The sequence below is a fragment of the Planctomycetota bacterium genome, from assembly GCA_038746835.1.
Lineage (GTDB): Bacteria > Planctomycetota > Phycisphaerae > Tepidisphaerales > Tepidisphaeraceae > JBCDKH01.
This window is the reverse complement of sequence record JBCDKH010000036.1, coordinates 1-23,153: the sequence shown is the minus strand read 5'-3', so window position 1 is coordinate 23,153 and position 23,153 is coordinate 1. Positions and strand designations below refer to the sequence as shown.

At 65.0% G+C, this 23,153-nt stretch carries 17 protein-coding genes and 2 tRNA genes; 11 read left to right on the top strand and 8 right to left on the bottom strand.

The window, feature by feature from the left end:
- From AAGI46_05810 to AAGI46_05800, 3 genes are all read right to left on the bottom strand, one after another.
- On the bottom strand, window positions 1-258 hold a 258-nt coding region (locus tag AAGI46_05810), incomplete at its 3' end, for a hypothetical protein (GenBank protein MEM1011720.1).
- A 139-nt stretch (window positions 259-397) separates the two neighbouring features.
- On the bottom strand, window positions 398-1,330 hold the full coding sequence (locus AAGI46_05805) for a PEP-CTERM sorting domain-containing protein (GenBank protein MEM1011719.1): 933 nt from the start codon (window positions 1,328-1,330) through the stop codon (window positions 398-400).
- A gap of 251 nt (window positions 1,331-1,581) precedes the next feature.
- Entirely contained in the window at window positions 1,582-2,121 is a 540-nt protein-coding gene (locus tag AAGI46_05800) for a cob(I)yrinic acid a,c-diamide adenosyltransferase (protein ID MEM1011718.1), read from the bottom strand.
- Window positions 2,122-2,212: 91 nt separating this feature from the next.
- On the opposite strand from AAGI46_05800, the gene AAGI46_05795 reads away from it, so the two are divergent.
- The 11 genes from AAGI46_05795 (at window position 2,213) to AAGI46_05745 (ending at window position 16,182) form a co-directional block, all read left to right on the top strand.
- Window positions 2,213-3,079, top strand: coding sequence for a PPK2 family polyphosphate kinase (locus tag AAGI46_05795; GenBank protein ID MEM1011717.1), 867 nt, complete (start codon window positions 2,213-2,215; stop codon window positions 3,077-3,079).
- 17 nt (window positions 3,080-3,096) lie between these two features.
- A tRNA-Gln gene (locus AAGI46_05790) sits at window positions 3,097-3,167 on the top strand.
- 161 nt (window positions 3,168-3,328) lie between these two features.
- The gene (locus AAGI46_05785) at window positions 3,329-3,919 is read left to right on the top strand and encodes a GntR family transcriptional regulator (GenBank protein MEM1011716.1); all 591 of its coding nucleotides are present in this window, start codon (window positions 3,329-3,331) and stop codon (window positions 3,917-3,919) included.
- 10 nt (window positions 3,920-3,929) lie between these two features.
- A complete protein-coding gene (locus tag AAGI46_05780) occupies window positions 3,930-4,709 on the top strand; it encodes an enoyl-CoA hydratase/isomerase family protein (GenBank protein MEM1011715.1) in 780 nt (259 codons plus the stop codon).
- The gene (locus AAGI46_05775; protein MEM1011714.1) at window positions 4,706-5,917 is read left to right on the top strand and encodes a CoA transferase; all 1,212 of its coding nucleotides are present in this window, start codon (window positions 4,706-4,708) and stop codon (window positions 5,915-5,917) included. Before AAGI46_05780 ends, AAGI46_05775 begins: the two co-directional genes overlap by 4 nt.
- Window positions 5,914-7,368 carry an aldehyde dehydrogenase family protein gene (locus tag AAGI46_05770; protein MEM1011713.1) on the top strand — a complete coding sequence of 485 codons (1,455 nt, stop codon included), beginning with the start codon at window positions 5,914-5,916 and terminating at the stop codon, window positions 7,366-7,368. The genes AAGI46_05775 and AAGI46_05770 overlap by 4 nt, the downstream gene beginning before the upstream one ends.
- Window positions 7,359-9,947: a PQQ-binding-like beta-propeller repeat protein gene (locus tag AAGI46_05765; protein MEM1011712.1), complete on the top strand. Its 2,589-nt coding sequence runs from the start codon at window positions 7,359-7,361 to the stop codon at window positions 9,945-9,947. Before AAGI46_05770 ends, AAGI46_05765 begins: the two co-directional genes overlap by 10 nt.
- A gap of 81 nt (window positions 9,948-10,028) precedes the next feature.
- Window positions 10,029-10,799 carry a hypothetical protein gene (locus AAGI46_05760; protein ID MEM1011711.1) on the top strand — a complete coding sequence of 257 codons (771 nt, stop codon included), beginning with the start codon at window positions 10,029-10,031 and terminating at the stop codon, window positions 10,797-10,799.
- A 74-nt stretch (window positions 10,800-10,873) separates the two neighbouring features.
- Complete coding sequence (locus AAGI46_05755) at window positions 10,874-11,665, top strand: type II secretion system protein (GenBank protein ID MEM1011710.1); 792 nt, start codon at window positions 10,874-10,876, stop codon at window positions 11,663-11,665.
- A 366-nt stretch (window positions 11,666-12,031) separates the two neighbouring features.
- Window positions 12,032-14,848 (top strand): hypothetical protein, encoded by a 2,817-nt coding sequence (locus tag AAGI46_05750; protein MEM1011709.1) that lies wholly within the window; start codon window positions 12,032-12,034, stop codon window positions 14,846-14,848.
- A 119-nt stretch (window positions 14,849-14,967) separates the two neighbouring features.
- Complete coding sequence (locus AAGI46_05745; protein ID MEM1011708.1) at window positions 14,968-16,182, top strand: substrate-binding domain-containing protein; 1,215 nt, start codon at window positions 14,968-14,970, stop codon at window positions 16,180-16,182.
- Here AAGI46_05745 and AAGI46_05740 read toward each other — a convergent pair.
- The 5 genes from AAGI46_05740 to AAGI46_05720 form a co-directional block, all read right to left on the bottom strand.
- Window positions 16,127-18,211 carry a beta-galactosidase gene (locus AAGI46_05740; GenBank protein ID MEM1011707.1) on the bottom strand — a complete coding sequence of 695 codons (2,085 nt, stop codon included), beginning with the start codon at window positions 18,209-18,211 and terminating at the stop codon, window positions 16,127-16,129. The genes AAGI46_05745 and AAGI46_05740 overlap by 56 nt on opposite strands.
- Window positions 18,212-18,445: 234 nt before the next feature.
- Window positions 18,446-18,519 (bottom strand) — tRNA-Arg (locus AAGI46_05735).
- Window positions 18,520-18,538: 19 nt separating this feature from the next.
- Entirely contained in the window at window positions 18,539-19,162 is a 624-nt protein-coding gene (locus tag AAGI46_05730; GenBank protein MEM1011706.1) for a methyltransferase domain-containing protein, read from the bottom strand.
- A 132-nt stretch (window positions 19,163-19,294) separates the two neighbouring features.
- Entirely contained in the window at window positions 19,295-20,242 is a 948-nt protein-coding gene (locus AAGI46_05725; protein MEM1011705.1) for a Cof-type HAD-IIB family hydrolase, read from the bottom strand.
- 81 nt (window positions 20,243-20,323) lie between these two features.
- A partial coding sequence (locus AAGI46_05720) for a UvrD-helicase domain-containing protein (protein ID MEM1011704.1) occupies window positions 20,324-23,153 on the bottom strand: 2,830 nt, incomplete at its 5' end.

The window sequence follows — 23,153 nt, the reverse complement described above, 5'->3', positions numbered from 1 at the left end:
GAACTCCGCCCAGAAGGGCAGGGCGATGAAGACCAGCGTGATCCGCGCGGCCACCGAGAGCATGGCCGATCGCTCCAGCGGCCCGGGCTTGGCCGGTACAGCCAGCGGATCATCGACCGCGTCCACGACGGCCACGACGCCCGGGCCGTCTTCGATGGTGGTGAAGCTGTGGGGCAGGGCAATCGTCATCACGAGGATGAAGACCGCCGCCAGCAGCACCATCGGCTTCTGCAGATGTCGATCGAGACGTGTCCGCAAGCACGCCCGCCGACCGGGGAGCCGGGCCGTGGGTGTCGTGGATGGATTGCCAGCAGACACGTCGCCTCACGATACAACCTGGGCCGCCCCACCAGAAGGCGGGCCGGCCCAAGTCAAGAAGGGGTCTGTTGAAAGCGGCTCAGGCCCGGCGACGACGCAGGGCGACTAGGCCGCCCATGCCGATGAGCGCGAGGCTCGTCGGCTCGGGGATGGCAATGCCATTGATGACTAGGTTGCCACCGTCAAAGCCGAAGATGTCCGGGGCGGCATTGAAGCCACCGTTGAATTCAGTGTTGAACCCGCCGACAGCGAGGTAATAGGTACCGGGCGTCAGGCCCGTGATGTCGAGCTCGCTCTGCAACAGGCCGCCCGCATCATCGTTCGTGTCGACGAGGGCGCCGAGATCGCTGTAGAGGCCGAGCTCAGTGTCGAAGTCGCTCCCAAAGGTGTCGATCGTGCCGGGGGCTCCGTCGATCTCAATCTCGTAGAACACGACGGTGTCCGGCGCGAGCGAGAGCGCGACCGAGCCAGTCGGATCGACGAAGGCCGACGTCGCGGGCGGCGGGGTCGGCGGCGTGAAGACGCCGATATCGAAGCTCAGGGCATAGGTCTGGCCGGCTGTGCCTTCGCGAAGCGAGACGGTGTAGTCGCCAGCAAGCAGCGGGGTGCCAAGCACATCCGTTCCAACCGAGGCCGGCGTGATTGTGGTGCTCGTGATGAAGTTTGGAGCGAGGAAGTTGCCGTCCCAGGTCGTGCCGCTGACGAAGTTCAGGCCGCTGGACGTGTTGCCGCCGGCAACGACGTAGGTGTCGACCGTGACGCTGTTGAGCGCGAAGCCGGCCGGAACAGTGAACGTGAAGGCGTCAGCGAAGTCGGCCGGGAACGGATCGCCTAGGGCTCCGCCGCCTGCGGTGCCGGAAACGGTGTTGGTTCCGACCGCGGCAATCAGCGGCGTCGGGACAGCCTCGTCGTTTGACAGGTCGCCGTCGACCAGTTCGTCGTACGCGAACTGACCAAACGCCGGAGCGGCCAGAAACGCAGCGGCCGCAGCCGCGAGCTTGTACGTGTTCATGTGTGGTATCTCCCAGACAAAGCAGGCTCACACTCGAGAAACCGCACACCAAAACCCCGCGAGGTCAGTCAGCGGTGGAGGTGGACATCATGTGCCCGTGCGACAACGTCTTGATGTGATCCTGAACAAATCTCTCTCTTGATCTCTTCCCGTTGGCCGCACGTCGCGACGCGAAAAACGTTGCCGCGAAGATAGCGATCACGCCGGACGATGCAAGGCAAATGCGATCACATCCCTCTTGAAAACTCGCTTCAAGGCGTCCACGGCACGTCGGCCACACCCGCATCGTGGTTCGCCAGCCTGGCTCGGGCGAATAACCAGTCGCTGAGCCGGTTCAGGTAGGTCACCACCTCGTCCGGCACGCCTGCGACCGCGTCGTGCCGCGCCAGGGCGACGCATGCGCGTTCCGCACGTCGGCAGACGCACCTCGCCACGTGCAGCCGGCTCGCCAACTCGCTGCCGCCCGGGAGGATGAACGTCTTCAGGGCCGGCAGCTTCTCGTCGAAGCCGTCAATCTCCGACTCCAGCCGCGCCGCATCGGGCAGGGCCGGCAGCTTGATGTTGTCCGTTCCGCCGCCGGGTGCCGCGAGATGGCTGCCGATGGCGAAGAGGTCGCTCTGCACCTGCGCGATCAACGGCAGATCGCCGCCCGTCGACGCTGCCAGACCCAGGAGGGCGTTGAGCTCGTCGACGGTGCCATACGCGTCGAGCCGAAGGTCGTCTTTGCCGACGCGTCCGCCGCCGATGAGCCCGGTGGTGCCGTCGTCGCCGGTGCGGGTGTAGAGCTTCATGCAAAACGGTAGTGAGTCGCCCGCGTGAGCGGACGCATCTGACGAGAAAGCGCCCGCTCACGCGGGCGGCTAAATCCGATAGCTTGACGCGATGCCGTTCAAGCCTGTCGAGCCGTTTCGGGTGCCAGTCGCGACGAAACCGGGGGTTCCGGATCGTGCGTTCAAGCTTAATCTGGCCACCGATGCACGCGACGCCAAGCTCGACAAAGCTGCCGCAAAAGCCAAGACGAAGGAGCACGTCGAAGAGCTTCGCGAGCTGCAGAACGTCTTTTACGCCGACGGGTCCAAGTCGCTGCTCGTCCTGCTCCAGGCCATCGATGCCGGCGGGAAGGACTCGACCATCCGCCGGTGTTTTGGCAATCTCAATCCGCAGGGCGTCCGCGTCTGGTCGTTCAAGCAGCCGACCGACCTTGAAAAGAGCCACGATTTCCTCTGGCGACACCACGAACGATGCCCGGCCGGCGGCATGATCTCGATCCACAATCGCAGCCACTACGAGGCCGTCCTCGTAGAACGTGTGAAGGGCCTCGTGCCGGAGACGGTCTGGTCGAAGCGATACGAGCAGATCGTGCACTTCGAGTCGATGCTCGCGGCCGAGGGGACGATCGTGCTGAAGATCTTCCTGAACCTCTCGCCCGACGAGCAGGCCGACCGGTTTCAAGACCGGCTGAACGACCCGACGAAGTGGTGGAAGTTTTCCGCGTCCGACCTCGACGAGCGCGAGCGCTGGCACGACTATCAGGCCGCGTTCAGCGACGCGGTTTCTGCGACGAGCACGGAGGCCGCCCCGTGGTTTGCGATTCCCGCCGATCAGAAGTGGTACCGCGACTACCTCGTCACGGGCCTTGTCCGCGACACACTGCGCTCGGCAAGAAGTCAGTACCCGTCCCCCGCCGAAGGTCTCGCTGAAGAGGTGGAAGGCTTCCGTACCCGCCTCGCCAAACCGCTGGAGGCGTGACTAGAGTCGCCGGCACCTGGCCCTTGGTGTAACGGTAGCACGACTGGTTCTGGTCCAGTTAGTCGGGGTTCGAATCCCTGAGGGCCAATGGGGGCCAACGGGTTTCCGCGTCCAAGAACACCTTCGGAACCGCGACGAGCGAACTCGATCGCGCGGCGATCGTCTGTACGCCAAACAACGGACAATAAATTGACGGCAATTACACGCACATTGTTGACAATCGTTGATCACGCGTTAGATATGTGATGCATGCGCGAAAGTGCTGGAGATCTGCTCGATGTGCTCCGGCTGCAAATCGTGACCGGGGCGTTGCAGCCGCAGGATCGGCTCAGGGAGATTGCGCATGCCAAGTCGCTCAAGAGCAGTCGAGCCAAGATTCGTGACGTCTTCGCGAGGCTCGAACACGAAGGGCTCGTCGAGGCTCGCCCCAATGCCGGCGTTCGGGTGGCGAATCCGCCGTCGGCGTTCAAGCGGCGGACGCTCGTCGCGGTCCGGCGGACATTGGAGACCAGCGCGTTGGAGCAGGCGTTCGCTGAGGGCATCGATCCGCTGAGGGGCGCGCTGTCTGATGGTCTGCCCGAGTATCGCCGGGCGTGTCGGAAGGGCGATCTGAGCGAGGTTGTCAGGCTCGACATGAGCTTCCACCGCACCATCGTCGCGTCGGCCGACGACGGGGCGTTGCTCGACCACTGGCTGCCGACGATGTCGCAGATGCTGCTGCGCTACTCGCGGCACCACGCGCTCGTCGAGAGCTACGACGAGCACGCTGAGATTGTCCGGCGCATTGGAAAGGGCGACCGCGTCTCAGCCGTCAGATCGCTTCGCCAGCACATCGTCTGAAACGAGTCTCGTGGCCGACGCGACAACGATCCAACTCCGGCGAGACGGCGACACTGCCGAGGTGTCGCTCGTCCCCCCGACGGGCAAGCCGCCGACGCTTGACGGCTCGGTTCTCGATGCGTTGGACGAAGCGCTCGGCGACGTTGAACGGACAACGCCCCGTCTGGTCGTCGTGCGGAGCGCGGTCGATCGCTACTTCTGCGTCGGGGCGAACATCGACGCCCTCCGGACGCTCGATGCCGAGACGATCGGGCCGTGGGTACGGAAGGGCCACGACGTGTTTCGACGGCTGGAGCGGCTGCCGGTGCCGACGATCGCCCGCGTCTGCGGCCATGCCGTTGGCGGCGGGCTTGAGCTCGCTTTGTCCTGCGATCTGATCTTCTGCGACACATCCGCCAGGCTCGGGCTGACCGAGGCCTCGCTCGGCTTCGTGCCAGGTTGGGGCGGGACGCGTCGTCTTCCGGATCGCGTTGGTGCTGCGACGGCAAAGCGGCTCTTCTTCGTCGCCGACGTGCTTGACGGCCAAGCGGCGAAAGACGTCGGCCTTGTCGACGCGCTGCATGAGAGTCCGACGTCGCTCGATGCAGCGATCGCCGGCTACGCCCGTCGTGTTTGCGAGATGAACGCTGCATCGCTCGCCACGATGAAGGCGATCCTCAACGACGCTTCCGAGGCGGCCCACGAAGCCAATCGCAAGGCCGAGGCACATCACTCTGCTGCGTGCGCGCGCGACCCCGACGCCGCCGCGCGGCTTTCCGCGTTTCTTGCCAAGAGGAGCCGGAACAAGTGACGCCAACCAACGATCTCCCGCTCAGCGACTTGCGAGTCATCGACTTCAGCCATGTCTACCAGGGCCCGGTCGCGACGCAACTGCTGGCCGATTACGGCGCGGATGTCATCAAGGTCGAGCGGCCCGGCAGCGGCGACTGGAGCCGGGCGTGGGGCCCATTCGTCAAAGGCGTCAGCCTTCCGTTTGCGAACCTCAACCGCAACAAGCGGAGCCTGACGGTCGACATGAAGCAGCCCGATGGCATGTCGGTCATCCTCGAGTTGATCGATCGGGCAGACGTCCTCGTCCACAACTTCCGCGGCGGCGTGATGGAGAAGCTTGGACTCGGGTACGAGGACCTGAGCGAGCGAAACCCGCAGCTGATCTACGCCGCTAGCAGCGGCTGGGGCGACAGCGGGCCCTACGTCGATCGCAAGCGCGGCGGCCACGACATGATGGCCCGGGCGGAAGCGGGTTGGTTCATCGATCAAGGCCAGGGCAAGCCGCCGATTCCGGGTGGCATCAGCGTCGACTATCCGGCCGGCTTGAATCTGCTGATCGGCATCTTGACCGCGCTCCACGGCCGCGACAGAACGGGGCGTGGGCAACGCGTGACGACCGATCTGCTGAGCGTTGCCATGCACGCCCATGCGTGGGAGGCGGCCGTCGAGTTGAACGAAGACAAGATCGACGAGCCGGCGCGTGTCGGTGGGACGGAGCGTGCGATTAACAAGGCCTTCCTGACCAGCGACGGTGCGATCGAAGTGTCGCCCGTCTTCAGCGACAACGCCCTCCGCGACATCAGCCAGGCCCTCGGCTTCGATGACCTCTCGGAGCGTGACGAGTTTGCGACGGAAGATCGGCAGATCGAAAACAGCGGCAAGCTCAACGAGCTCCTCGCTGAGCGTTTTCGTACACGCACGACCGACGAGTGGATCGCGGAGCTTGAACCGAAGGGCGTCCTGTGCGCGCGCGTCAACGACTTCAAAACCGCGGCAAACGATCCGCAGGTTCGGCACAACGGCATGGTGGTCGGTCTCGACCATCCGCGTGCCGGCAGGCTCGACGTCCTGGGGACGCCGATCCGTCTGCACGACACGCCGCCGACGCACGACGGTCCGCCGCCAGATCTCGGGGCGGATTCGCGGGTGATCCTCGAAGAACTCGGCTTCGACGCAGTCCGGATCGACGACCTGCAACACCGCAACATCATCGGAGGCTCGGCATGACCGCCACCCACTACCAGCACGTCATCAACGGCCAAGCCGTCGAGTCGGCCGAACGTATCGAGCGACACAACCCGGCCACGGGCCAACTCGTCTCAACCTACGCCAATGGCACAAAGCAGCATGTCGAGCAAGCGATCGCGGCTGCACGCGAGGCGTTCGACGACGGACCGTGGTCGCACGCGACCGGTGCCGAACGTCAGGCGTTGCTTTCGAAGGTCGCGGCGTTCATTCGTCGCGATGCCGACGAGCTGGCTCGACACGAGTCGGCCGAAAGCGGCAAGCCGATCAGTCAGGCGCGTAACGAGATGGAGTGGTCGGCTGGCATCTGGGACTACGCGGCCGCGCTCTGCCGGCATCTGCACGGCGAGACGACCAACACGCTCGGCGAGTCGATGCTCGGCCTGACACTGCGCGAGCCGATCGGCGTGTGCGGACTTGTCACGCCGTGGAACTTCCCGCTGCTGATCATTAGCCAAAAGCTGCCGTTCGCCTTGGCCGCTGGGTGTACGGCCGTGTTGAAGCCAAGCGAGTTGACGAGTGCGACGACGCTGGGCCTCGCTGCCATCTTGAAAGAGGCCGGGCTACCGGACGGCGTGTGCAACGTTGTCACCGGCTACGGCGATCCCGTCGGGCAAACGCTTGCAGAGCACGACGACGTCGACTTCGTCTCGTTCACCGGATCGACCGCCGTCGGCCAGAAGGTCGCCGCTGTCGCAGCGGGCAATCTCAAGAAGGTCGCGCTCGAACTCGGCGGGAAGAACCCGCAACTCGTGTTCGACGATGCCGACCTCGACGCTGCTGCCGACGCGGTGCTGCACGGTGCGTTCTTCAACATGGGCGAGTGCTGCAACGCTGGCAGCCGCGTGGTCGTGCACGAGTCCGTTGCGGACGACCTGGTTCGCCGCGTCGTCGATGCCGCGAAGCTCGTCAAGGTCGGCGATCCGTCCGACGAAGCAACGCAGGTCGGTGCGATCATCAACGACAAGCAGCGCGACCGCATCGTGACCGCCGTCGAGGCAGCTGAGAAGGACGGGGCGGTCGTGGCGTTTCGAGGAGACGCGCCTGGCCATGGCAACTTCCTGCCGCTGGTCGTGCTGGATCACGTCACGCCCGACATGGACGTTGCCAGCTTCGAAGTCTTCGGCCCGGTGCTCGTCGTCCTCCGCGTGAAGACCGAAGACGAGGCCGTTCGCGTCGCGAACGGCACCAGCTATGGGCTGTCCGCAAGCGTCTGGACCGAAAACAACGACCGCGCCCTGCGCGTCATGCGCCGGTTGCGTGCCGGCACGGTCTGGGTCAACACGTTCCTCGCCGGCGCGCCGGAGTTGCCGTTCGGCGGTTACAAGATGTCGGGCCTTGGTCGAGAGCTCGGGCCGCACAGCGTGCTGGAGTACACCGAAACGAAGACCGCCGCGATTCGCCTCGGCTCGTACAGCAAGCAGTGGTCCTGACCGGCGACCACGAGATCGACTTCGTTCGACGCGAGGTTCGGGCCAGCCCGACGACGCCTGCAACGTTTGGGCGTCGAATGGAGATCCTCTATTCGTGGTGCCGGCTGCTCCAGCGACTCGGACACGATGGTTCGGTCCTTGAACCGTTGCACGAGTCGCACCTTCGCGGCGGAAAGACGGGGAACCCAGCGGTTCTTGCGGCTGTTGACAAGGGCTTTGCCATCCTCGAGGACCTCGCATCGCGCGGGGAGGTGGTCCGGGAGATCAAAGGACAAGCTTCTGCCTCGGGAGTAGATGAGAGCGACTGGCCTCACTTCCACAACGATGCGGGACAGACAGGTGTGACGTCGGCCAGCGGCCCGACCGATGGCGGCGTGGCGTGGCGAGCCGCGGCCGGGCTGCGTTGGAAGGCCGCACCCGTGGCAAAAGACGGCCGCGTCTACGTCGCGTCGCCGGGCATGAGACACCATGCGATCTGTTTCGACCTCGACACCGGTGACGAAGTCTGGCGTGCACGTCGGCCGATGACGGAGGACGACTCGCCGATCATGCATCCTTACGGAAAGCCCGCCGCCGCGTCGACGCCGATCCTGCTCGACGACGAGGTGCTCGTTCGCGAGATCGGCAGCGGCGGACCTGCGGCGCACAAGCACCTGCTGGGTTTCTCGCGTGAGGATGGGTCTTTCCTTCGCCGCATCGATGTCGGCCACGTCGACTACCGCCTGGGGACCGCTGTTGCTGTCGGGAATGAGGACGTCTTCGTCACGCTCGCCGGCACGCAGCACATCCAACACCGGCCGCCGTTGACACGCCCGATGGAACGCGTTGAAGCGTGGAACGCGACGAGCGGTGAACGTCGCTGGTCCACCTTTGTCGGATCGATCGACACCGAGCCGCTTCTGCTTATTGAGCAGCGGCTCGTGATCGCTGCGACACGCGACGGCGAACTGCTCGGCATTGAACTCGCCGACGGATCGACACGCTGGCGGCACCGGCTTAGAGCAGCGGCGAATCAGCCGTCGCACTGCGGCGAAGGGATCGTCGTCGGTTCCAACGATGGCTGCGTCTCGCTGGTTTCAAACGATGGCGAGACTCGCTGGACCGTGTCGGTCTGTCCTCCAGAGCCGCATGCGTCCCTGCTCTTTTCGAAGCCGCATGTCGAGGGTGACACGGTTCTCGTCGGTTCCAGTGGACCGGGGCTGGCAGGCGCGCTGTTCGCGATCGACTTGGCGTCAGGCACAACTCGATGGCAGCAGAAGACCGAAGGCTGGCTGCGATCGCGGCCGTTTGTCGTCGGCGGTGTTGTGGTCTGCGTCGACTGGAACGGCGTCGGCTACGGATTTGATCTGGTCACTGGCAAAGAGCTCTGGCGGAAGCAGATCAGCACGCATGCGATCCTTGCCGATTTGGCGGCAGGAGAGGATCTCGTCGCGGCGGTCTCGAGCGATCTGCGATTGCACGTGTTCGATGCGACGACCGGACAGGTCCGATTCGTCAAACAACTGATTGCGGGCGTCACCGCAGACGTCGGACGAGGCGTCGAGTTCGTTCCGAGCGACTCGTTCGGTGGCGGTGGTTACTACCAGAGTGGCCCGACGGTCCGAGACGGTCGCGTCTATCTCGGCGGCCCGGACGCCTGCCTGAAGAGCTACGACGCGGCGTCTGGCAAGCTGTGCTGGCGATTCGAAGTCGGGAGCGCCATCAGCAGTCATCCGCATGTGACAAGCGTTGATGACCGAGCGGTTGTGCTCTTCGGGCAACAGGGCGGCGACGACACGTTCTTCGCGTTGGACGCCGAGACAGGAGACGAGATATGGCGACAGACGGTCGGCTGGTGTTGGTCGAGCCCGAACGTCGCGGGCGATGTGGTGCTCGTGCCGACCGTCGACGGCGACATCTTCGGCCTCGATCTTCGAACTGGCTTTGCGCGATGGCGATTTCGAACCGGCGCCGCCTGCCACCCGATGCCGCCGACGGATGGCGAGGTCGCTTACTTCGGTTCGTGGAATGGTTTGACCTACGCGTTGAACGTCACAGACGGATCGCTCATCTGGAAGAACGGGACCGACGGCGCACCCGACAGCGGGGCACCGGTGCTGGACGGGGGCGAGCTGACTTTGACGAACATGGGCAGCACGCTCATCGCGCTCGATGCTGCAACCGGCGTGCTCAAGTGGCGGCGTGCCGTCGCAAAGGGTCGCCGGCTCAACAGCACGCCGGCTGTCACGAAGGACCGGATCTGGATCAGTGACGGCGTCTGGCCAAGTGCGAGTGGTTTGGCCGCGGAGACGCACTGCCTGGAGCGACGAACGGGCCGGCTGCTGTGGTCCACGGATGGCGGGGCACTGACGTCGCCGATCGTCGACGGCGAGGGTCGAATGGTCGTCGCTTCGACCGCCGACTGCTTCGTGCGCTGCGTCGATTCGGAGGGCAACGTGGTGTGGCGGACGCGTCTGGGCGACACGGTCGACGAGGCGGTCCCAGCGATCGCCGGAGGCCGGCTGTTTGTCGCGGCCTCAGACGGCTGGCTCTACGCGATCGGCGGATCAGTTGGACGGAATCCTGAGGAATCGGCTTGACAGCGAAGACATTTTTGGTATCTTTTTTGGAGCACACGAGCTCGGCCGTCCGGGCTCGATCTCTACTCCCGGAGGAAACCGATGAAGAAGCAATTGAATCTCGCCGTGCTCTCAGCGGCCACCGCATCCATCGCGGCAACGACAGCCTCGGCTGCGGTGCTCTATGAAGCCAACTTTGAAGCCCCAACGTTCACGAGCGGAGCCAGCGTCTTCGGCCAGGACGGTTGGGATGCCACCGACAACACGTGGGACGTCATCGACCAGTTGGGTAACAACGTCGTCTCGTACGAGGTGAATGGCGTCGACAACAACCCTTCGAACGATGGACAAATCAGCCGGACTTTCGCCAGTCAGACAGGCGATCTCTACTTCGCAGTTGACGTTGCTTTTGGGAACGCTGAGTTCGTTTGGTTCAACTTCTCAGACGATACGGACGACAACAACAGTCTTGGGTTCACCTCCACCAACGACGGAGGCCCTGCAGTGCGATCGCGTGGCCGCGACGGTTCAAGCGTTAATGGCGGTAACGTGAGCGTCGGAAACGCGCTCAACACGATCGTTCTGAAGGCGAGCAAGTCGGACCCGTCAGGCAACTACGACACGGTAGAGCTGTTCCTGAACCCCGGAAGCACGGAACCGCTTGTCGCAGATTCGTCGATCGTCGTCGACACCGGAATCTCCGCACTGGACACCTTCCGGGTCCGTCGTGGCGGTGGCGGCGTGTCCAGGGCTCCTGAGGTCACTATCGACAGCCTTCGCATCGCCACGACGTACGCCGAGGTCATTCCTGAGCCGGCTTCGGCGACGGCATTGAGCGTGCTCGGACTGTTGTCTCTTCGCCGACGCCGCTGATCGCTTCCCCTCCAGCCGCGCTCGCCTTGACGGGCCGGCGCGGCTCTTTTCGAATCCTGCTGTGAGGAGGCAACATGTCGACCGTGATCGGAAACCGCTCGTCGCATCGCGGCGTCGCCCGTGGCTTCACGCTCGTGGAGCTGCTCGTCGTCATCGGCATCATTTCGTTGCTCGTGTCGATCCTTCTTCCGACGCTGAGCCGTGCACGCGACTCGGCCAGGAACATCCAGTGTGCGAACAACCTGCGGCAGGTTGGCATTGCCTTCATGGGGTATCAGAACGACTTCGAGGGATACCTGCCGAGTCCCAAGGCCGTCGGTGTCCTCGGCGACGCCGCCATCACCTGGGAGGAGGCGATCATGCCCTACCTGGGCCTGTCAGAGGAGTGGGACCCGACCATTCCGACGCCGATCGGGCTTGACGTTCCGCACTTCGCGTGTCCGTTCGACACAGAGACGCGCGGCGTCGACGACCGGCAGCACCGCAGCTACGCCTTCAACATCGGCCGAAGTGGCGTCGGTGGAACGCCCGACTTTGCGCGTGGGTCTTTCAAGCCACGACAGATTCGGGGTCGCTTTCCCGACAACTTCGACGCCTCGATCGCGCTCGGCCGAATTGCGATGATCGGGGACAACTTCAACGACAACCCCAACGTCAAAGAGTTCGGAACGCTCGGGCGACCCTCCGGCTCGTTCCGGGTGTGGTGGGAGTTCCACGGCAAGCCGTACCGTTCACATCCGAACGGCACTTACAACGTGCTCTTCTTCGATCTGCACCAGGAGACCCGCCCGTACGAGGAGATCCCTTCGATCGGCGAGGCCGTCAATCGGCCTGACTTTGATTACGACGTGCCGATGGCACCGTGAGCTTGGCGGCACGTTCCGACTCGACGCCGCGTACAGACACCATCGCATGCTCGAGCGATAAAGACGTTCGTAGTCCGACTGCTCATGCCCTCATCCCCTTCGATTACGATGCTTTGTCGACAGCTCTGCTTTCTATTCGCCGCAGTGCTTGCGGGAGCGAGCGTCACAACTGCTGCTGAGTCGGCTGTACGGCCCGTTTGGCACTTCGATGCCACGCAGGACTGGATCGTCGATCACGACCGCCACAAGCCAAAGCCTTCATACAGCAGAACCCTGGTCGACGACGGTCTCCGCATCGACCTAGGGCCTGCCGACGAGAGCGTCTCCTTGCAGGTCTGGGCGCGCCAGCTCGGGGAGTTCGAACGCTTGGATCACCTCCGATCGTTCGAAGTCGACATCGATCTGCTGGAGGGCGAAACGGGTTCCGTCCTGATCACTTTCAAAGACGAGGAAGGCGAGCGATTCACCTTCGCCACGCGAAAGCTCTCGGCCGGCAAGAACACCGTTCGTTGGGAAGCGCCACGGGACTTCCACCGACAGGAACCCGCTCCGGTCGGCGGACTCAAGCTCTTCAACATGCGCGTCCAGCGGCCGGCGTCGGAGAGCGCGACCGTGTTCGTGCTTCGCGAGGCCCGAGCTGCGATGTTCCAGCCGATCGACGAGATGATCGGCATCGACGTCGAGACGGGCGATCCGCTGCACTTCCTCGAACCCGGAGACACGCGCGGCATCTGGGTGGGTCTGCAGAATCACACGTCAAACGACATCTCGGCCACGGTCACGACGGCGGTGACGAACCGATTCCGCGATATGCCCGAGTTCGGCATCGGCCAACCGGTCGACGTCGCAGCCGGCGGAAGCGTCGACGTCGACTTCGGTCCAGAGTCCGCAGCGACGCCCGGCGTGTTCTACGCGCATTGGCGGGTCGAGCTGGACGATGGTCGGCACGCGACGGGCATGTCGTCGTACGCGGTGCTCGATCCCGTCGGCCCGACGCCTGGCATCGAGCCGGATCACTTCGTCTTCGGCACGGCAGGCTTTCACCGCGAGTGGTCGTCGCCGCCTGAGCGTGTGAAGCTCATCAGTCGCTCGGCAGGGCTCGTCGGCGTGGAGGCAAACCGGTTCGGCACCGAGTGGCGTGGCACGGAGCCTGAGCAGGGCAAGTACAGGTGGGACTCGCTTGATCGCCTCGTCGAAGCGACGATCGCCGACGGCATGGAGCCGCAGCTCATGGTCAGCTTTGGCGGTGCGAAATGGACAAAGACGCCAGAAATGATGCAGCGCATCGAGGCGAAGAACGACATGGGTCACCAGTGGCGTTATCCGCCGGATGTTCAACATTGGCGGACGTTCGTCCGCGCGGTCGCCGAGCGGTACAAGGGCAGGATTCGGCTCTACGAGATCTGGAACGAGCCGGACATTGGCTTTTTCAAGGGGACGAGCGAGGAGTACGTCGAGCTCCTCGCTGCCGCCTACGAGGAAATCAAGGCCGTCGATCCGGATGCGATCATCATCAGCGGCGGCATGGCTTCCATCGAGCATCGCCACGCCAAGCTCGATCTGTACGACATGCTCTTCGGCGAGCACACCGACATCTACGACTGGTTCGGCTACCACCGCCACGGACCCTTCCATCACTTCGTCAATGACATCGACCAGCTGCTCGCCCGACGGGAAGCGGCAGGTGGCGAGAAGAAGCCGTTCTACTTCAACGAAACCGGCCTCTACACCGATCGCCCTGGCGAGTACGCGATGGCCGAAGATCTCGCCAAGAAGCTCGCTTACTCGTGGGCGCTTGGAGCAAAGGGCTACCACTGGTTCTGCCTCTGGGTCCCCGAGCGCGACCGCGAGAACTCCGCGTACGGGTTCCGCATGTTCAACGAAGACTTCACGCCGCGACCGGTGTGGGTCGCGTACAACACCGTCGCGAGATACCTGCGTGGTCGCGAGTTCAGCCACACGCTCGACCTTGGCGACGGTCGCTACGGATATGCCTTTCGTGGAGACGGCGTGTTCACGGGCGACGGCAGCGATGACTACGTGCTGGTCGTTTGGACGCAAGACCAGGCCCTCGCCCCGGCAATTCTCGCACTGGATGCCGAAGGTGCCGAGTCGGTCGCTGAGATCAATCTCATGGGCGTCTCCAAAGAGTTGAAGACGATCGGCGAGTCAGTGATTCTTCGGGTCGGCCACGAGCCGACGCTCATCGCGATCGACGGTGCACGCGATCTGCCTGCCGACTTCGAGCCGATCGTCGAAGCGGCTCCGGGTCTGACGCTTCTCGACGGTCAGACGTCACTCGCGGCGATCACCGTGAGCAACCCGCTTCCCGAGGCGTTGTCCGTCGAACTGCAATGGTCCGCCCGAGGAGGCGTCACGCTCGACGGCGACCAACCACAGACCGTTGAAGAGCGCGTCTCGGCCGGTGCCGCGGCATCGTTCACTCGGGCGGTCCGACTCAACAACGCCGTCGACATCGCCGGCGGACCGGCCGGCTTCGTTGACGCGAAGTGGCGACTCAACGCCGATGACGCGTGGCAGGTCGCGAGCATTCCAGTGTTGAAGGCTCGCGCAGTCGGCACGGTGTCGGACACGCAGCGCGAGCCAGACTTCACGCTCAATCGTGCCGATCAGGTGGTCAACAACAGCGAAGTCGACCCGGAGACCTTCGCCTTCCGATGGCTCGGCCCGGACGATCTGAGCGCCGAGGTCTGGATCACCGCCGAAGAAGGCAAGCTCGACTTCCGCATCGACGTCAACGACGACCAGAACCGACAGCCCAACGGTGCGAGGTCGATGTGGAAGGGCGACTCGGTCCAGCTGGGGATCGAGCTGCCAGAGCTCAGAGGCTTCTGGGAGCTCGGCGTTGCGTTGGGCGATGACGGCGAGACCATCACGTACTCGTGGGGCGTGCCGGCAGGCGTCGACCGCGAGGTGTCGCCTTGGCGAGATCTCTCGATCAAGCGACTCGACACAACCACGCAGTATCGATTCGGCCTCGACCTGGAGACACTCGGGAATGCCCAGGCGCTGGGCGATCGTTTGAACTTCAACATCCTCGTCAACGAGTCTGACAGCGACTTCCGCGAGGGATACATCCAGCTCGCACCAGGCATCGCCGAGAGCAAGAACCCGGCTCTGTTTGTCCCGTTACAAGTGAAGTCCGTCGGGGCGTCTGAATGACCGCGGTTACGAGGCCTGGTTTGACGGTGCGGGGCTATCCTCGCCCGTTGCGGCGTGAATCGAGAAAATCGCAGGCCAAGTCGCCGGAGAGGCTCCCTGGTGTTGGCGGAACAGCAAAGTTGCGTGGCACGATCGACCGGCTGGCGGAGTTGCTCTTCGTCGACGGCATCTGCGTCGACGGCAAGGTGCCTTCCGAACGCCGGCTGGAGGAGCTGACTGGGGTCTCACGGCGCACCGTGCGGAAAGCACTGCTGGAGCTCGATCGCCTCAACGTCACGCGCCGCGTCGGCCCACGGACGCGATCGATCAACGAGTCCGCACGCGACTTAGTCTCGGGCCCTGACGCGGATGACGCGAAAGCTGGCGCGAGCAAGCCGCCGCTCTTGCAGCAGACGATTCTGCTGGTTCGTCACCGCGTGCTTCCGTACAACGTCGACCCCGAACAGTTCCGCGGCCGACCGTCCCACGTGGGCGAGGCGTTCCTCGAGCACGCATACCGACACGATCGACCGATCCTGCACATGCGGCCTGCGTTGCTGTTGCGTCGGCCTGAGCGTGAGCTGCGCGAGCTGCCCGTCGCCGGTGCCGTGCTGACCGAAGATGCGGCCGATCATGCCGACGGTCCGGAGCTCGTGCGACGCCTGCGCGAGGTTGGGTTGTCCGTCGTCATCCAGACCGACTGCTCGACGATTGCCGGGGCCGATGTCGTTCGATCCGATCATGACGCGGGCAGCTACGCGGTGACGCGTTGGCTGCTCGACCAGGGACGTGACCGCTTTGTTCGTCTGTGGCACGATTACGAGCGTTTCGGCCACGCCACACAGAAGCGGTGGATCGACCAGAGAGCCGTTGGTCACACGAGAGCGATGGAAGAGCGAGGCCTTCCGCCAGCCGCGCGCGTGATCGCCAGACACCCGCCGGCCGACTACCAAAACCTGCACGACTGGTTCCGCACTGGCACCAAGGTCGTGCAGCGTCTGCTTGCGACGCAGGCAAAAAGCGGTCTCGATGCGGTCATCTGCTCTTCCGACACGATGGTCGGCCTGGCGACCTCGGCCCTTCGGAGCATTGGCCTTGAGCCCGGCGTCGATGTGCTTGTGACGGGCTACGACAACTACTGGCGAACGTTTCCGACAAGGCAGTTCGACGAAGGCGCACCGAGCGTCACGGTCGACAAGCGACACGCCCGCATCGCCGCGACGGCACTGGCTCTGCTCGACGCTCGAAACAACGAAGCAGCAAAAGGCAATGGCGAGTTCGAGGTGACGACACGCACGGTCACACCGCGTCTGGTCGTGGTGACGCCGAGCGTGAGGTCGGCATCTCGCTCATAACGACGCCGACCCCGAATGGTGGCAGCGTCATTTGAGCGCCGTCCGTCTCGCCGAGAAGGGCAGTGCCGCTGACCGGAATCGCAATCGAGCCCCGGACGGCATTGTTGAAGAAGAAGTCGATGACGCTGCCGTCTGGGTGTTCGCGGCGGACGAACTCGATGTCGGCAGGAAGGTCGCTCAGGCGGAGGCGTGGGAAATCGGCCGTCCACGTCGGCATCAGCGTGCCGATCACTTCTGGCGTGAGATACGTGCCGACGTAGCTGACCCAGCCGGCACCGACGGTGCGTCGCGTGATGGCTGGCGGGTTGCCGAGTGCTCGTGCGTCCCAGCGGTGCAGCACGTCGGTGCCATCATCCGGCTCGATGGCCTCGAACCAGTGCTGGCCGCGGATGCCGTTGTCGAGGTGTACAGGCCGGCCTTCGCTGTGAAGCGGGCCGTAGTCGGAGATGGTGACGCCTGCGAGGTCGCGCAGGACGCCGGGCAGCGTGTCGGGCACGATGTTGTTCGCCAGATCGCGTGTCGCTGTTCGAGCTCCGACGACGAGTCGGCCGCCCTGATGGACCCAAGACGTCAGCTGTTCGACCCACGCTGTGTCGAAAATCGCCCAATGCGGAATGATGTAGAGCCCGACGCCGGATAGGTCGTCGCTCGGATGGACGCATCCGGGCGACAGGCCAGCGGACAGCAGCGCGTCGTGCACGTCCGACGCGATCGACTTGGGCTCCGGCAGCCCGAGCGTGCAGGCGTTGTGGCCGATCGCGACGTCGGCGTCGCACTCTGCCATTGCACAGTCGATCGCGACCGTTGAGCCGAGAAGTTTCGGACCGATTTCGCGAAGTTCGCTGCCGATCTGGGTCGCTTCGTCGAGCCTGCGTCGGCCGACGTTGTCGTGATCGACCAGGCCGAGCCAGTACTGCTCGGCCCCGACGCGACACGAGCGCCAGCGGAAGAAGAGCAGGCTGTCCGCACCGCGCGCGATGGTGCGGTAGACCTGCTGCCGCATCTCGCCGGGCATCGGCTGCTCGAGCATGTACTCCGTCTGCCCGCCGGCCCCGGCCTGGTGTTCGGGGACGATGAAGTTGCCGCTGAACCCGCGGACGCGATCGCAGTTGAACGCCTGTCTTGCGGCACGCCGCTCGGGCGTGTGGAACATCGAATAGACGTCGTACCCGAGGACGTCGAGGTCGCCGGTGAGTTGGCCGCGATAGTCGAGCGGTTCGAAGACGCCGTTGTGCGTGATCCACCAGCCGGGATTGGTCTTTCGCAGGATCGTCACCTGCTCCCGCTGGAAGTCAGAAACGCCGTCCCCGAGGAAGCGGAGGAAGTCGGCATGATGGGCCGGATTCGCGTACGTCGGGGCGTCGGCCTTGGGCAGCGGGACGTTGTCGAAGGCATCGTACGTTTGATTCCAGAAGGCGGTGCCCCAGGTCGCGTTGAGGCGATCGATCGTTTCGTACTTCGCACCCAGCCAAACGTGCCACGCGGCGACGGCGGCTTCGGAGTAATCGGTGCCGGAGTGACAGTGGAACTCGTTGTCGGTTTGCCAGCCGATGACCGACGTGTGGTTTCGCCAGTGCTCGGCCATCGCTCGCGTGATCTCTCGGCTTGCGGCGCGGAAGCCGTTGTGGAAGTACGACGCGTGTTGCCGGGACCCGTGGATCAGCGGTTGCCCCGAGGCCGTGATCTGCACCATGTCCGGATGCCGTCGCAACAACCAGTGTGGCGGCGTGGCGGTGGGTGTGCAGAGAATCGTGTCGATGCCGTGATCGGCCAGCTCGCCGATGACGTCGTCGAAGAAGGCGAACGTGAAGCTACCGGGTTTGGGCTCGATGACCGACCAGGCGAACTCGGCCATACGGACGACGTTCATGCCCGCGTCGGCCATGCGTTTGGCGTCGTCGCGTCGGGTCCGGTCGTCCCAGTGTTCGGGGTAGTAGCAGACGCCGAAGTGGAAGCGACCGAACGTGCTGGGGCGTCGGTGCGAGAGACCGCCGCGACCGAGGAAACGCTGATCGTCCGCGAGCGTCATCGCTGGATCGTTGGCAGCGTGTTGTGCGTTGGTCGCAGAGATCGGATGTGGGAGCGGGAAGAGCTGCGTCGAGGGAATGAGCGGTTCTCAACTCGGACAAGCTACAAGCTTGAGTGGACTCACTGAGTCGAGCCAGAGAGGCTCACTGGCGCTCACCGCTCACCGCTCACCGCTCACCGATATGGTCGTGATGGAGTCGACGTTGATCCGCTGGTGGCTAACCCATCAACGAAGCACGCCCGGAGGGGCTCGAACCCCCAACCCTCGGTTCCGAAGACCGATGCTCTATCCAATTGAGCTACGGGCGCGTCGCTGAATGCTACGGCGTCAGGATGCTGCGGCCATGCGGGGCTGGCGGCAGTGGTAGACGCCGCCCGGTGGGATGTTGCGGACGACGAGATCGAAGTCGACCTTGTGGAAAATCTTCTTGTACACCGGCTTGAACACCCAGGGAATCACGGTCAGCTGGGCGAACGTCGCCTGCGGCTGCGAAGCGATCCACTTCAACACGCCTTCCTTGGCTTTCTCGGGCAGGGAGGGCGTCGGGAGGCAACAGAGGATGACGTCGACCGGCGGCAGGTCGCCCAGGTGCTCCGAGAGCTGGCCGGCGTCGCCCTCGACGACGCGTGCCTGTGGGAACCGCTTGCGGAGGATTTCGCAGAAGTCGGGGTCGATCTCGCTGACAACGAGCGTGCTCTCGGGGTGCATCTGCTCGACGATCATCTGCGTCACAGGCCCCGTGCCGGCACCGAGTTCGACGATGATCTGCGGCTTGGTCTTGTCGATGTCGCGGCAGAGTGCTCGGGCCAGCGGTCGGCTGCTCGGGGCGACGCTGGAGATTCGCGTGCCGTGCTTGAGGAACTTGGTCGCGAACAGCAGCGGGTTGTTGTCGGCCTTAACCTCTCGGCGGACGACGGGGCGAGATCGTTTGGGCGATTTGGTGTTGGACAAGGACTTCTCCGTGGCCGACGCGGAAGCCGGCGAGTCCGGCGACGCTCCGTCGGTGCAGCAGCTTAGCGAAAGCTAAACCAAACGTCGCGTCCACTCACTTCTGCGATCGCCTGATCCAGCAAAGCCTTGCCGCTAGGCCGCGTCCAACAAAGGCCGAACGGCCGGAACGTAGCGGCGGACGGCCTGGTAGACGCCGCCCTCATCGTTGCTGGGGGCGATCCAGGACGCGACGGCCTTGCACTCGTCGCAGCCGTTGGCGACGACGACGCTCGTGCCGGCACTCTTGAGCATGTCCAGGTCGTTGATCGCATCGCCAACGGCCATCGCGTTTCGCGGGTCGATGCCATACTGCCGGCAGACCATCTTGAGGGCCACGTCTTTGCCGGCCTGGTCGCTCATGACCTGGACGAGATCCGGATCGGCGTGGACGACCTTGGCGACGTAGCCGTATCGGGCACGCAGGGCCTCGCGGACGCGGGCCACCTTGCGTGGCTCGGCGAGGAACATCAGCTTCGTCGTGTTCTGCTTGGCCCAGCTCGACAGCGGGGCGACGACGTCGGGCCGAAAGAGCCGGCCGGTGACAGTCGTGCGGTACGGATCGTGGCGGTCGGTGTACCAGCGGTCGACCACCTCGGCAGCGACCTGCACGTTCGGCACGACCTCGCGGGCAAGGCTCGCCATCTCCCAGACCAGCTCGCCCGGCATCGGCCAGTGCTTCACGGGACGCCTGCCCTTGGGGTCCCAGAGGAGCGCCCCGTTGTAGTTGATCTGCCACGTGTCGAGCCCCAAGCCCTCGTAAATCTTGCGGCACGACCGCGGCGGGCGAGCGCTGGCCAGGACGACCTTCACGCCGACCTCTTTCAGCAGCTGCAGCGACCGAACTGTCGGCCCGTCGATGCGCTTCTGGCTGTCGAGCAGCGTCCCGTCGAGGTCGAGGGCAATCAGCTCGACGGGGCGATCGTCGCGGCGGAGCAGACTTCGCAGCCACGCAAGGCTCTGTGCGAGAAAACCAGGCCCACGCGACGGGACCTCGCCGGCAGGGCCGGTGGCTTTAGCGGCGATGAGGGCGGGTTGTGTCACGTCGTGATCTCTCGAAAACCCGTCGTCGGCTGCGTCCGTGCGGCCTTTGGTTGGCCAGTCATACCCGCTGGTGGCGAACCGTCAAGCCGGTCGTCGCCCGGAGGTGGCCCGATCGACGCTGACAGCGGCGTGTGCGGTCTGCCGCAGCGTCGGGACGAGGCACGTCGCGTGCGTCGTCCGGCCGGTGATCCGCGCCACCGCAGCCGCCAGTCGCCTCGCCCGCTGCGTTGCGGCATCGAGGTCGCCTTCGCCGATATCGACCAGCCGAACGTCGTGGTTGACGTCGCGATACAGCACAGCGACCCGCCCGCGACGCACGACGCCGGCCTTGCCGGTCGGGAGGAGGATCGGGACGTCGGTCCGACAGTCCGACGCACCACGTGCCTCGGCCAGAACGTCGAGTGACGCCATCCACTGCTGCTCTTCCGTTCCAGCCTCGGCACCGCGGGCGATGGCGACCAGCGCATCGTACGACGCGAGGCCGGCTTCCGATAACAGGCGATCGATCGGCCGGGAGGAGGCACGACGCCAGTCCGTGCGCCCGCGAAGGTCGACCGACAGCCGACGGAGCACACGCCGCGTCGGCTCGTCGGGCGGTGCGTCAGGCTCGATCGATCGGCGGGCGAGCAGCTCGTCCGACAGAGCCTGCCTCCGCTCATCGGAACGCCCCGCGAGGTCGCCAGCATCGGGCGTCATGACGGCGAACTCACTCCGACCCGCCGCCGCGGCGAGGAGCCACGTGGCAAACGACTCGCCCGCCAGCACGTCTCGCCCGGACAGTCGATCGACCGGCGCGAATCGATCGCCCGCCGTTAGAGCTGCCTGAACGTCTTTCGCATGGCCGACGCAGCAGAGGAAGCTGCGGGCTCGCGTCATCGCGACATAAAGCAGCCGCAGTTCCTCGGCGAGGCCCGACGCCCGGACGAGCCGCTTGGCCGTGAACGACTGCGGCGAGGCGAACCGGATTCGTCGCTCCGGCTCGCACGCGGGCAGGGCGATGCCGACTTCCGGATGAACCAGCACACGCGACTCGTGTGAACGCCGATTGAACCGCTTGCCGCACCCGACGAGGAAGACGACGGGAAACTCCAGTCCCTTGGACGCGTGGATGCTCATGACACGCACGGCGTCGTCGCTTTGCCCGGCAGACACAGGCTCGGCCACGCCGGCGAGGGCCTCGACGTGCAACACGAACTCGCCGACGCCCGCGCCTCGACGCGATTGATCGAACGTGTCCGCGAGGTGGACGAGTGCCTGCAGATTGGCCCGGCGACGCTCGCCGTCGGGTCGTCCGGCGAGATACGTCGGGTAGGCCGTCTCGCGGAGAATGCTACGGACCAGGTCGCCGACCGCGCTGCAACCGGCGGCGTCTTGCCAGCGGGTCAGCGTCGCCAGCGACGTCGCGACCGACTCCGCGTCCGACTCGTCGGAGTCTGCAAAGGCGCGGGTGGCCTCGGCGAACGTGCCATCGGAATCGGCCGCGCGAATCCGTCCGAGCACGTCCGCCGGCTCGACTTCGTCGGCCAGGCCGGCGAGTGGAGAACGGAGATAGGTCGCCAGCTCGAGATCGCGTCGCGGGTTGTCGATCAGCCGCAGCACCGCCAAGACGTCCATCACCTCCAGGCTCGTCAGCAGGTCGCCGCCCGTCTCCGAGCGACAAGGCACGCCCGCCCGACGCATGGTCGAGGCGAATCGGGCACCGTCGAACTTCGGCGACCGCATCAGAACCACCGCATGCCGCGGCTCGAACGGCACGCGGCCGTCGGACGTGTGGACCTGCCGCTTCTCGGCGAGCCACGTTTGGATGCGGCCCGCGACGTAGGCCGCCTCGCGTTCCGCTTGCTCGGGCGTGTCGTCGTCGTCACCGTCCGAGTTCTCATCAGTTTCCGGGTCGGCCGGCAGGATGACGACTTCCGCCGGACCGCCGATGTCGCCGGGCTCGTCGCCCGTCTGCTCACCCGCGGCGACGAGTGACTGGCGTTCGTCGTACAGCAGATCGACGGCTTCCTCGTCGCTCATCAATCGGTGCATCGCGGCGTTGACGGCATCGATGACGCTCCGCCAGCTGCGGAAGTTCTCGCGCAGGTCGACGCGCTCGACCGTCGCTCCATCCGCATCGGCCAGCCTCGCAAGGAACCGCTTCGGTTCGGCATGGCGAAAGCCGTAGATGCTCTGCTTCACGTCGCCGACGACGAACGTCGTCGCCTCCGCAGTGGATGGCGTGAGAAGCTTGACCAGCTCGTGCTGGACGGCGTTGAGGTCCTGTGCCTCGTCGATCAGCACGTGCCGATACCGCCGATGCACGTCGGCCTGCACGTCTGGGCGAGTGCGGAGCAGATCGAGGGCTGTGTGTTCCAGATCGTTGAAATCGAGCGATCGCAGCCGACGCTTCTCCGCGGCGTAGCGGCGTTGCAGTGCTTCGAGCAGGCGGACGAACGTCTGCGTCGCCGGCACGCTCAGCCGCAGGCCGCGCTGCCAGATGTCGTCGTCGAACGACAGCACCGTGGTCAGCGGCTCTGCCTTGAACGCGTCTCGAATCGCGTTCGTCGCAGCGACCAGATGATCGCGAAGCTCGCCGCGCTTTCCACCGGCCAGCGAGCCGGTGGGCTTCGCGAAACGCGCCTTCGCCTGGCGCAGATCATCAGCGTGCAAAGCCGCTCCGACGGCGTGTGCGACCTCAGCCCAGGCGGTAGCGATCTCGCTGAGCTTCTCCAGCTTCGGCTCGCTTGCCGCAGCGGCGAGTGCTTCTCGGGCCGTCGCCGCGAGTGCCCGGAGGTCTGGCGTCTCGCGACGGACGACGCGCGTCATCAACGTCGCGACCGACGAGCCGGACCAGTCGGCATCCACCAGTCCCGCGAGTGCGGCCGTCGTTTCCGCTTGCCACTGTTGCGGATCCGGCAGCGACCAGACG